This is a genomic window from Mesobacillus maritimus (genome assembly GCF_019749255.1).
Classification (GTDB): domain Bacteria; phylum Bacillota; class Bacilli; order Bacillales; family Cytobacillaceae; genus Mesobacillus_B; species Mesobacillus_B maritimus_A.
The window spans coordinates 42,562-54,046 of sequence record NZ_JACWFH010000021.1 but is presented as its reverse complement, the minus strand read 5'-3'; the positions used below and the strand labels follow the sequence as shown (position 1 = coordinate 54,046).

Annotated in this window: 13 protein-coding genes; 5 read left to right on the top strand and 8 right to left on the bottom strand. The window is 40.3% G+C overall.

All coding sequences use genetic code 11. The features are described 5' to 3' along the window. Positions 1-154 precede the first annotated feature (154 nt). The gene (locus tag H0185_RS24330) at positions 155-286 is read right to left on the bottom strand and encodes a hypothetical protein (RefSeq protein WP_281427636.1); all 132 of its coding nucleotides are present in this window, start codon (positions 284-286) and stop codon (positions 155-157) included. Positions 287-558: 272 nt separating this feature from the next. Here H0185_RS24330 and H0185_RS15960 point away from each other — a divergent pair, with 272 nt between their 5' ends. From H0185_RS15960 to H0185_RS15940, 5 genes are all read left to right on the top strand, one after another. After that, positions 559-1,833, top strand: coding sequence for an MDR family MFS transporter (locus H0185_RS15960; protein WP_221874507.1), 1,275 nt, complete (start codon positions 559-561; stop codon positions 1,831-1,833). Between the two features lie 127 nt (positions 1,834-1,960). After that, the gene (locus H0185_RS15955) at positions 1,961-3,193 is read left to right on the top strand and encodes an aminopeptidase (RefSeq protein WP_221874506.1); all 1,233 of its coding nucleotides are present in this window, start codon (positions 1,961-1,963) and stop codon (positions 3,191-3,193) included. 869 nt (positions 3,194-4,062) lie between these two features. Further along, positions 4,063-4,335: an acylphosphatase gene (locus H0185_RS15950; protein ID WP_221874505.1), complete on the top strand. Its 273-nt coding sequence runs from the start codon at positions 4,063-4,065 to the stop codon at positions 4,333-4,335. Between the two features lie 131 nt (positions 4,336-4,466). Continuing rightward, on the top strand, positions 4,467-4,871 hold the full coding sequence (gene mscL, locus H0185_RS15945; RefSeq protein WP_221874504.1) for a large conductance mechanosensitive channel protein MscL: 405 nt from the start codon (positions 4,467-4,469) through the stop codon (positions 4,869-4,871). Between the two features lie 162 nt (positions 4,872-5,033). Continuing rightward, the gene (locus H0185_RS15940; protein ID WP_221874503.1) at positions 5,034-5,297 is read left to right on the top strand and encodes a hypothetical protein; all 264 of its coding nucleotides are present in this window, start codon (positions 5,034-5,036) and stop codon (positions 5,295-5,297) included. 74 nt (positions 5,298-5,371) lie between these two features. On the opposite strand, the gene H0185_RS15935 is transcribed toward H0185_RS15940, so the two are convergent. The 7 genes from H0185_RS15935 to H0185_RS15905 all read right to left on the bottom strand — a co-directional run bounded on the left by H0185_RS15935 (position 5,372) and on the right by H0185_RS15905 (position 11,075). Beyond that, positions 5,372-5,761, bottom strand: a complete 390-nt coding sequence (locus H0185_RS15935) for a DUF1284 domain-containing protein (protein ID WP_246629245.1) — start codon at positions 5,759-5,761, stop codon at positions 5,372-5,374. Positions 5,762-5,874: 113 nt separating this feature from the next. Continuing rightward, entirely contained in the window at positions 5,875-7,200 is a 1,326-nt protein-coding gene (locus H0185_RS15930) for a polysaccharide biosynthesis protein (RefSeq protein WP_221874501.1), read from the bottom strand. Between the two features lie 204 nt (positions 7,201-7,404). Beyond that, on the bottom strand, positions 7,405-8,037 hold the full coding sequence (locus H0185_RS15925; RefSeq protein WP_221874500.1) for a response regulator transcription factor: 633 nt from the start codon (positions 8,035-8,037) through the stop codon (positions 7,405-7,407). Next, positions 8,030-9,151 carry a sensor histidine kinase gene (locus tag H0185_RS15920; protein ID WP_221874499.1) on the bottom strand — a complete coding sequence of 374 codons (1,122 nt, stop codon included), beginning with the start codon at positions 9,149-9,151 and terminating at the stop codon, positions 8,030-8,032. Before H0185_RS15920 ends, H0185_RS15925 begins: the two co-directional genes overlap by 8 nt. Beyond that, complete coding sequence (liaF, locus tag H0185_RS15915; RefSeq protein WP_221874498.1) at positions 9,148-9,882, bottom strand: cell wall-active antibiotics response protein LiaF; 735 nt, start codon at positions 9,880-9,882, stop codon at positions 9,148-9,150. The genes H0185_RS15920 and liaF overlap by 4 nt, the downstream gene beginning before the upstream one ends. Positions 9,883-9,983: 101 nt before the next feature. Further along, complete coding sequence (locus H0185_RS15910; protein ID WP_221874563.1) at positions 9,984-10,631, bottom strand: PspA/IM30 family protein; 648 nt, start codon at positions 10,629-10,631, stop codon at positions 9,984-9,986. 99 nt (positions 10,632-10,730) lie between these two features. After that, the gene (locus tag H0185_RS15905) at positions 10,731-11,075 is read right to left on the bottom strand and encodes a lmo0954 family membrane protein (protein WP_221874497.1); all 345 of its coding nucleotides are present in this window, start codon (positions 11,073-11,075) and stop codon (positions 10,731-10,733) included. Positions 11,076-11,485 lie beyond the last annotated feature (410 nt).

Below are 11,485 nucleotides of genomic sequence, written 5' to 3'. Positions count from 1 at the left end.
CAATGTGACGGTTTCTACGTTTTCCATTGTTATTTGGTCTCATTGAACCTCTCAATGTGACCGTTTCTACGATTCCATTGCTATTTGGTCTCATTGAACCTCTCAATGTGACCGTTTCTACGTTTTCCGTTGTTATTTGGTCTCATTGAACCTCTCAATGTGACCGTTTCAACCATTTCCATTGCTGGTTGGTCTCATTGAACCTCTCAATGTCACCGTTTCTACCATTTTCATTGCTGGTTGGTCTCATTGAACCTCTCAATGTGACCGTTTCTACGTTTTCCATTGCTGGTTGGCCTCATTGGCCCTCTCAAAGTGACCGTTTCTACGTTTTCCATTGCTGGTTGGTCTCATTGAACCTCTCAATGTGACCGTTTCTACGTTTTCCATTGCTGGTTGGTCTCATTGAGGTTTATATCAAACAATCAGTTATGTGAAATCTAATTTATCTTGTAAAATTCGTCTAAAGAATAGTATGATACATCTTGGAACTTGCCACTGCCTTATCATGGCAACGCAACAGGCTAGCTTGTTTAAATATTTTTAAGAGGACAAATCATGAGAATCAGAGATTGGGATCGTAATTTGAAGGTTCGCCTTTTCGGTGAATTTTTACTAAATATAACATTTTGGATGTTTTTCCCGTTTTTAACCATTTACTTTGCTGAAAGTTTTGGAAAAGGCTTGGCTGGATTTTTACTCATCTTTTCACAAGTATTTTCGGTACTTGCTAGTTTAATGGGTGGGTATTTTGCTGACCGATTTGGTAGAAAGAGAATGATGGTGATTGCAGCACTAGGGCAAGGTGTCTCTTACCTACTCTTTGCAGCTGCCGTTTCACCTTGGTTCACCTCCCCTATTATTGGGTTTATCTCTTTCACCGTCGTTGGTATTTTTAGCTCATTCTACTATCCAGCAAGCCAAGCAATGATTGCCGATCTTGTTGATGAAAAAGAACGAAGCAATATTTTTGCTGTATTCTATACATCTATTAATATCGCTGTCGTGATTGGACCTATCCTTGGGGCGATATTCTATGTTCATTACCGTTTTCAGCTTTTAGTAGCAGTTGCCATTATTTGCATTTTATTGGCCCTTCTTTTATCCAAACTCGCTCGCGAAACACTTCCTGTTTTTACAAAGAAGGTTCAACATAATGAAAAATGGTACTCCTTTCTAAAGAATCAAGTGGCTGATTATAAAGTAATTGTTCAAGATAAAGTCTTTTTGTTATACATTACAGCCGGTATTTTAGTTGCCCAAACCTTTATGCAACTCGATCTCCTACTTCCGGTTTATATAAAAGAAAAAGTTAACCAACAAACACTATTTGATATTGGTAGTTGGAATATAACACTACACGGAGAGCAGGTTTTTGGCTTAATCCTCTCTGAAAATGGCTTTTTGGTTGCTTTGTTTACAGTTGTGGTGACAAGGTGGATGACAAAGTACCGCGAACGAAATGTGTTCGTTCTTGCCTCTATCGTCTACGCCGTTTCAATGTTTCTTTTCAGCCGAACAGAAATGATCTGGGGACTGGTAATTGCCATGGCAGTATTTACACTAGCTGAACTGATGACAGCTGGCCTTGCCCAAAGTTTTATCTCAAAACTTGCTCCCGACCATATGCGTGGTCAATACTTTGCAGCTGCTGGCCTTCGCCACACAGTCGGACGGACAATTGCGCCGATTTCAATCCCCCTAACCGTTTGGGTGGGATATGAATGGACCTTTATCATCCTAAGTGTATTAGCTCTCATAAGCGCACTGCTTTACAATTTGATGTTTACCATTTATGAAAAACAGAATGCCGTTCAAAAGAACGTCTCCTAATAGGTGACGTTCTTTTTTATCAAAACGATTAATAAAATAACGAAGAATCCTTCGTAAAACCTCATCGTATCTTTTTTTGTCGAGAATGGTTAAAATGAAAGAGAAGATTCTGAAAAGGAGAATGAAAATGAGCGATTTCCAAACTAATCTTGAAAAATATGCAGATTTGGCTGTAAAAGTAGGCGTGAACGTCCAACCAGGCCAAACGCTAGTAGTAAATGCAGGGATTGATTCAGCTCCACTAGTCCGCCTTATTACCAAAAAGGCTTACGAAGTGGGTGCTAAAAATGTGGTTGTCAACTGGAACGATGATATTGTTACCAGAACAAAATATGAACTAGCACCAGATGAGGTGTTTAGTGAATACCCAGAATGGCGTGCAAAAGAAGTAACTGAATTAGCTGAGCAAGGTGCAGCATTCATGTCGATTGTTTCTTCAAGCCCAGATCTACTAAAAGGAGTAAATCCTGAGCGAATTGCCAACAACCAAAAAGCAGCTGGAAAAGCCCTTTCTACATACCGTCAATATATGATGTCCGACAAAGTTAGCTGGACTGTCATTTCCGCACCATCCGAGGGCTGGGCAAAAATGGTCTTCCCTAATGAATCAGCGGAAAACGCTGTAGAAAAACTATGGGATGCCATTTTTACCGCAATTCGAGTAGATACAGAAAATCCTGTTGAGGCCTGGAAACAGCATGATGCGAACCTTCATGAAAAAGTAGATTACTTAAACAGCAAGCGCTATAAAAAGCTTCATTACTCAGCACCAGGCACAGACCTTACAATCGAACTTCCTGAAAAGCATTTATGGGTTGGAGCTGGAAGCATCAATGAACAAGGTCACGAGTTTATGGCGAATATGCCGACAGAAGAAGTATTTACTGTTCCGTTGAAAACTGGAGTAAACGGCTATGTTTCTAGCACCAAGCCTCTAAGCTATGGCGGAAACATCATTGATCGTTTTAAAATTACCTTTGAAAATGGTCGTATCACGGAAGTTCAAGCAGAAGAAGGCGAAGCAATTCTAAAACAGCTTGTTGCGACAGATGAAGGTTCCCACTTCTTAGGAGAAGTTGCGTTAGTTCCTTACAACTCACCAATTTCACAATCAAACATTCTATTCTTTAACACACTTTTCGATGAAAATGCTTCTAACCACCTGGCGATTGGAAGTGCCTATTCTTTCTGCCTAGAAGGCGGGAAGAAAATGTCCAAAGAAGAACTTGAAGCACATGGTTTAAATGAAAGTATTACACATGTTGACTTCATGATTGGTTCTGCAGACATGGATATTGATGGAATCAAGGAAGATGGCACAACTGAACCTGTTTTCCGTAATGGAGATTGGGCAGTTTAATCTATAGGTGAAAACATACTATTAGCTTTTAAAAGTGAATTCAAACGAGACCTAGTTCTGCTTTTTGAACTAGGTCTCGTTTGAATTTAGAGATGGTTGATGCTGAAAAAAGTACACAACTTTCTTAGAAGCCTTATCAAGGACAATATTCTTCATCCTAAAGCCCTAATTGTCTTTGAGAACCCTACTCATAGACAAAACTCTCCTCAGATTACACTTTTTGTCTTTGAGAACCCTGCTCATAGACAAAACTCATCCTCAGATTACACTTTTTGTCTTTGAGACCCCCGCTCATGGACAAAACCCATCCTCATATTGCACTTTTTGTCTTTGAGACCCCTGCTCATGGACAAAACTCTTCCTCATATTACACTTATTGTCTTTGAGACCCCTGCTCATGGACAAAACTCTTCCTCAAACTGAACTAATTGTCTTTGAGGCACCTTCTCATAGACAAAACTCATCCTCATATTGCACTTTTTGTCTTTGAGACCCCTGCTCATGGACAAAACTCATCCTCATATTACACTTATTGTCTTTGAGACCCCTGCTCATAGACAAAACTCTTCCTCATATTGCAGTAATTGTCTTTGAGGTCTCCTCTCATGGACGAAAACACTCTGCAATATGCTCTATTTGTCCTTGAAAAGATAATCAAGTAGATACAAGATAAATACACCTACGAATTCCTGCAATTTTTATAGGCACCACTTTTTAATAAATTGCACCTCCAAAGGAGGTAACCTACGAAGGCCTCTTCCCTTCTACACCTCATACTATACTGACTCTGCCTTTGTTGCTATAATATAGGTGCATAGGGTATTTTACATAATTATAGTTTTTATAAAGAATAATCTGGGGGCGAAATCTTGTTACAATTACAGATCGTTGTTTCAGGAAAAGTTCAGGGTGTTGGCTATCGGTACTTTGCTCAAATGAAGGCAGTTCAATTTGGAATAACTGGTTGGGTAAAGAATCGCACAGATGGAGCAGTTGAAATGGTAACCACCGGAACAAAAGAAAATTTGGACCTATTCATCGAGGAAATCAGCAGAGGCAACCCTTTCTCAAAAGTGGACCAGATCGAGATCAACGAAATCTCACTCGCTGAGAAATATCAATCTTTTACAATTAAATATTGAAAAGTGAACTGAGGGCCGCACTTCCTCAGTTTTTATTTGTGAAAATCGACCTATTTCTTCTTATCGACTTGCTTTCTTATGTGAAAGACAGGAAAATAGTGAAGGAAAACTGAATAGCAGGAGGACAAGATATGTGGGAAGAATTTAAAAAGTTTGCATTAAAAGGAAATGTGTTAGACCTAGCTGTCGGGGTTGTCATTGGTGGCGCCTTCGGTAAAATTGTCACATCACTAGTAAATGACATCATAATGCCGATATTCGGCTTACTATTTGGGGGCGTTGATTTTTCAACTCTTACCTACCCAGCGGGTGCTGGAGAAGAAGGATTAAAATACGGAGCTTTTATCCAAAGCGTGGTTGACTTCTTCATCATTGCCTTTTCAATATTCCTCTTCATTCGTCTCATCAATCGATTTAAACGTAAGAAAGAAGTAGTTGAAGAGCAAAAAGAAGAAATCAAGTCTGATGCAAAAGAAGAATTATTAACTGAGATTCGTGATCTCCTCAAAGCTCAGGCTAAGGCTGATGAAAGGTAATTTTCAGGCTATCTAATTAAAAAGCTTGCGACCAAATATGGTTCGCAAGCTTTTTTCCATTTACCTAACTCTTTTACAGTCAAAATGTTTTAGCAACAGGAATTTGGGGAAGGTAATCTATAAGACGCTGTTTGATATCCAGAATAAAAGGAGGACACAATCATGCAAACAACCCCACTTAAATCTTTCTTATTAATCGGTGCAGGCGCAGCGGCCGTTTGGATGGCTACGAATCCAAAGGAAAATGGTGCTAGAGTTAAGAATATGGTAACAGGAATAAAAGAAAAATTCACCTCAACAAAAGAACAGGAAGTATTGCCGATACAGCAGTCTGCACACCCGGACCCATATGAGTTCGATAATAATGAGATGGTCAGTGAAGGCTCTGTGTACGGAGTGAATTATTATAACGAGTCTTTTCAGTAGAATTTGATATATTTTTAAAAACAGCTTGCGCCCCTCAAGGAATCGCAAGCTGTTTTTTATTATCGGGTAGCCTCCTATTCGCTGCTCACGGCTAGCTTCCCATATTCCTGCCGCAGCTCCCCAACCCCTTCTTTACAAACTCCGTATTTAAGCCAGGAACACCCTTCGCATAGAAAATCGAGATCTTCCGGCTCCACTGTTGCTGCCGTTTGTTTCAACAACTCTGACTTCTTATAGCTTTTCCCCTCTAATAACTCCAAGTGGTTGATGACTTTCCGGTCCAAAGATAGGACATGTTCGTTTGAACCTTCATTCGCTTCACACTCTGTTCGGCCCTTATGCGGACAAGCCATACAGGCATCATCAAACGCAGCCACAACTAGAATGTCAAAATCCTTCTCCTTATCCCGAACATCCTCAACAATGGTTCCCATCTTCTTGATAAAACCGGGGCTATAGCCCATCCCCCTAAAACCATGGACACAAAGGAGATGGTGCCCGCGCAACACCTTTTTCACGCTATCACTTCCAATTATCTATTTTTCTAGTTAAATTCGTTGTATTCTAGAAAATCCCTTTAGACTTTTCGATCAGAAGTTTTTGATGGCCAAACAACCCCAATTTTTTTACTAATCGTTAAAATATGCATTAAGGTGAGCAGGACGGTACCTGAATTCATGCCAATAATTACACCTGACATTTGCCAATCTGGTCTCGAACCCAAGAAATACATCACTGTAAAACTAACAACCGTTGACCAAATAATATGATAAAACGCATCCTTCACTAAGCCTAAACCAATTAAATAAGCCTGCATTGGGATGACAAAAAAGTGTAGCAGAAAATATGGCCAAAGAATCTGAAGAAAATAAGCTGCGTTATTAGAGTGAAAAAACATACTCGTCAGGGGCTCTGCGAAAAAGTAAAAAATAGCGACCGCTGGAACTCCGTATAACACAGTTAAAAGCATGACATGTTGTAACAGCTTTTGAAGTTTCTGATACTCTCCGAGTGAGTGGTGTTTCGCAACGGTTGGAATCAAAACAATTGTAAAAGAATGCGCAATAAAGGCCGGGAAGAAACCAATTGACATTGCCACTCCGGCAATCATTCCAAACTGTTCATTGGCCACTTCCGCTGGAACACCTGCATGGATGATCGCTGCCTTAATTAAAAAAGGCTGGACTGCATGAGTAAGGGAATGAAAAATTCTCATGGCCGTGGAAGGACCAGAGATCGCCAGTAAGTTTTTTCTTAAGTCCTTTTTGTCCACATTTTTACCCGGGATTTGTTTCAAATTACGATAGTTTAATAAAAACAAATAAAATAGATACATAAACACAACTAGTTCACTCGCCGCTAAGGTACAAAATGCAATAAAAACCGCTGTTGTACGATCAAAGTCAAATAATTGATAAACAAAGGCTAAAAGCAAGAGCTGGACCAACCGTCGTAACAGATTGGCAATCGCGATTTTCCCCATATGGTGTTTGCCCATAAAATAGCCTCGAGCAATGGAGGTAAACGACATCAACGGAATCATTGATAGAACGATCCATTTTAACAGCGGATGATAGTCTTGAAATATGGACACATTCGGAAGGGCCACAGCCACTACTACGAACAAGGCTGCCGATAAAACAATCGTAAGGTGAAGCACGTCCCTTAACATTTTTTGATGATAGGTTGCATCCCTCTCTGCCACAATCTTCGAAAGGGAAACAGGTAACTCAAAGCTTGCTAGCATCATAATGAGGAAAATCAGCGGCAAAATCGTCATGTACGTTCCCATGCCGCCCTCGCCGAGTTCCCTTGCCAAAATCATGTTGATTAGAAACTCCGCACACTCGCCAATAAAAGCGGCCATCACCAAAACCATCGTACCTTTTATAAATAATTTCAAGCTGTTTCACCTCTGTACTTTTCCTACTTTAGATACATATGAGACAAGTCCGAGAATTATTTTATAAATTGTCGTCACGATTGTTAATCAAACGTTTGATTAAATATGGTTACCACGGTTCGTAGTGCTGTACTATTAACTCCAAAAAAAAACCGAGACCCGAATTTGGCCTCGAATTTTACGGGTGCTTCCCCCAACAAGTTATTACTTCACTAACGAATGCTTAAATGCATAAATGACCGCTTGCGTCCGGTCTTGAACTTGTAGCTTACTGAGGATATTGCTCACATGGGTTTTCACCGTTTTGAGCGCGATAAACAATTCATCGGCAATTTCCTGATTGCTCTTTCCTTCTGTCATTAATAATAAAACTTCCATTTCTCGTTCCGTCAATTCTTCATGTGGGAGGACAGGCTGTTTTTGACGCATTTTCATCATCATTTTACCCGTCACTTCTGGTTCAAGAACCGGTTGACCAGAGTATGTAGCCCTAACTGCATTGGCAATATCGCTGGCTTTTGAAGTTTTTAGCATATAGCTTGTCGCGCCGGCTTCAAGCGCCGGATACACCTTTTCATCATCTAAAAAGCTTGTCACAACAATGATTTTTGCTTCTGGCCACTGTTCAATAATCTTCGACGTCGCCTCAATCCCGTCCATTTCCTTCATGACAAGGTCCATCAAAACAATGTCCGGCCTTAGCTCCAAAACGAGTTCAACCCCCGTTCGGCCATTATCCGCTTCCCCAATCACCTCAATATCAGGCTGTGCCGACAAATACGATGCCACCCCTATTCGGACCATTTCGTGATCATCGATAAAAACGACTTTAATCATGCTTGCTCTCCCTCCCACTAGTTAAAATTGGTATCTTTACTTCAAGCTTTGTTCCCTTATTTTTAATACTAACGATTTTCAGTGTTCCACCAATCTCGCCAGCACGTTCATACATATTTTGCAGGCCATAAGATCCTGCTTTTGAATCTTCCACATCAAAGCCAACTCCATCATCAGAAATTCTCATAATCACCATTTCATCACGGTTAATAAGTAAAACTTCTAATTTAGAGGCCTTTGAATGCCGAAGTGTATTGGATACTGATTCCTGAAGAATTCTGAACAAATGATCCTCGACGCCTTTATCAACTTGAAAGGTCTCGACTTTCCAGTGAATGTCCATCGTGACTTTTTGTTGAAGTTCGAGGAGAAGTTCTTCAATTCCTTCTTGTAGAGACTTTCCTTTTAAAGCAACTGGACGAAGGTGAAGAAGGAGAGCTCGCATTTCAAGCTGAGACTGATGAATCATTTCCTCCACCATTTTTAACTGCTTTGCTTCCCGCTCAGCTGCACTATTTTTAACAGCTGTAAATTGTTTAGAACTCTGGTCCGAGGCTTCCTGATGGACTACCTCCTGGGCAGCCAAGGCTGCCTTCGTTTCATTGATCGCCGACATCATCATTGACGCTGCAAAGAGCTGCTGACTAACAGAGTCATGTAATTCGCGTGCAAGGCGATTTCGTTCTTGTGAAATCATCTCTTGTATTTTAGACTCTTGCTCTTCTGCCTTTTCATTCGCGAGCCTTTGGGCAAGCTTAGCTTTCTCAGCCATTTGCTTTTGAACCCGTTGAACTCGCACAGAGATGGCTTCTAACTCTGCTAACTCCCCATTACTAGGTTCAGTCATCCTGCCTTCCTCAAGTTGAAACAACCAATTTTCAATTGTTTGCAGACGCTTCCGCCAATAAAAGGCTAATAGCAACCCAAAGATTAGCCCAAAACTCAGGCTAACCGTAGCTGTTAGTAGAATAAATGGAATATCCATCAGCTCTCGTTCCCATAGCTCGGACCAATGTCCTAAAGGATGAATATAAAAATAAGAGCCTGTTAAAAAAAGAAACAACAAAAAACTAAAAGCGATTCCCCAGCCCATTTGCCGTTGCACAGCATTCATAGTCTTTTCACCTCAATGTCCCCTATCATCATCGAGGTGAGAATCTTAATTCTTTGTTCCGCTTGATCATAGCCAGGAGTTTTTACAGCTAACATCTGATTAAAGCTACGGCTTTTTTGATAGTCTAGCACTTGTGCTGAACCTGCAAGGGCGGAATGACGAAGACTGACTTCCGTATCATATGGGATAAAAATTTTAATATTCCCCACAATATTTCGAATGAAAATGACGGTTTCACCATTTGGGAGAACGGTATTGCTTAAATCGATAACTGTGTCCCCTACCCCCGTCATGATGTTCACATCATCCCATTCGTAAACATGCTGCGGCGTACTTTGATTTCCAAAGAGACTGTTTTTAAAGAGAGAAGATTGTTCAATCATTGTCGTTTCTGAAGAGATTGGAGCTGGTTCTTCAAAGGATGGACGAATCACTTCTGGTTTCTTTTTAGACTGAGCAAACTGCATGATGAAATAAATTAAGATTGCAAGTAAAAATAATCGGAACGTCATCATTCCAATGACGCTGCTGACAAGACTAAAAGCTCCAAGCCAAAATAATATCTTCCCTGTTGTACGACGGTAGAGCTTGCGACCAAAATAAATCATGGCTCCCGACACAAAGAGGGAAAAGATTAGGCCCTGATTAAAAAATGTAACTTCTACTAATAACACCAATATGCCAATTAAGACAAGCCAACTGAACGAATCTTTTTCGAATTTATTTAACACAATCTTTTCCTCCTTTCTAGCGGGCTACAATGATGGGTTTGAAATTGTAAGGAAGAGGCGCTGTTTCAAACTGCGCCCCCTTTTAGCATACCATGTTTAGATTAAGATATAGTATGAGATTCTTGCTTTTTCATTTCTTTTTCAAGAGTAGCGATTCTGCCATCTATTGTGTTGCGGTAGTATGAGCTGTTCACTTCCTGTTCAACACGGTCTAGATAGGATTCAATTTCTGCAAAGCGAGAATAAGACTTATCTGAGTACAGATTGTTATCAATTACTTGATCCATCTGGTGATGAGCACGAGTGACATTTTCTCTACCCATTAGTTCTAAGCGGCGAATATGCATATCCTTCAGCTTGTGCTTCATATCTTCATACTTTTGCTCTAGTTCATCCTGCTGTTTTGTCGCATTGGCAAGTGCTTCTTTTAATCGAGAAGCTCTGTCTGTAAAATGAGTTTGTTCTTGAGCTGCAAATGTATAGAGGTCTGTTTCGCCTGCCTTTTGAGCGATTTCAGCCTGATGACCACGCTTTTCTGCCATTTCCACTGCTTGGTGGTACTCACGAGTAAACTGGTCTTTTAATTGATGTTGACGCTCTAGCAGTTTGCGAACCTTTTCAGTTTCAACTTCACATTCACGAAGATATTGATTTAACATGGCAATTGGATTTTTACGCTCCTTTTTATCAAGTGTTTCATAAAGGTCCGCCATTACAGTGTTTTTGATTCGAGTAAATAAGTTCATTATTGATTCTCTCCTTTTATTTAAAATTAATTTTGAATGCTATTTTTATGGTTTTGTTGCCTAGCTAGTTGGATAAGCTTGCAGTTGGTTTGTTATCTTTGATTAGAACTTTTTTAGTTCTGACCATTGCTTTTCAAAGTTTGCAAATGGATCGTCGTTTTTAAAGCTAGTTCTTTCTTCCTCGTTCCATTTTTTATAAACAAGGTAAAGAACATAGGCTGCAACGATTGCCAGGATTGCTGGTACGTTAGAAGCAGTTGCCATTAATACGAAGAGACCGAATGTACCCCAAGCAATCTTTTTAAAAGTAGAATCTGTTTTCAAAAACTGTTTAAGGATAAAGTATAGAACCACCAGGCTAAGCGCTAACCCGAACAATGGGCCAAGGTTTGAAAACAGCACCAGAGCGGCAATCCCTCCTGCGAGTAGTAAACCAAATTTTTTCATTTACGTTTCCTCCTTTCTTCTTGATATCATCTTACCTCGATTACGATTTCGTCATAACGAGCCTCAGCTTGATTTTCAACTAGGTCCTGAGGCTGATAGGGGGTAGGACTGGGCGGGTTTATTGAGATGGCGGGGGTTCTAGTACAGGGGTGGTAGTGGAATATCGGTGGTTTATTGAGTGTTTTTTAGTAGTATTTGATTGGATTGGTGGACTTTTCGCTTCTTCTTGCACCGACTAGGGTTTTAATCAAGCCTATTGATGACCTTTCTTTCTCTTCTCATGCCTAGTTAGGATTTCAATCATCCTTATTGATTACCTTTCTTCATCCTCTCTCGCCTACTTAGGGCTCCTATCATCCTTATTGATTACCTTTCTTCATCCTCTCTCGCCTACTTAGGGCTCCTATCAT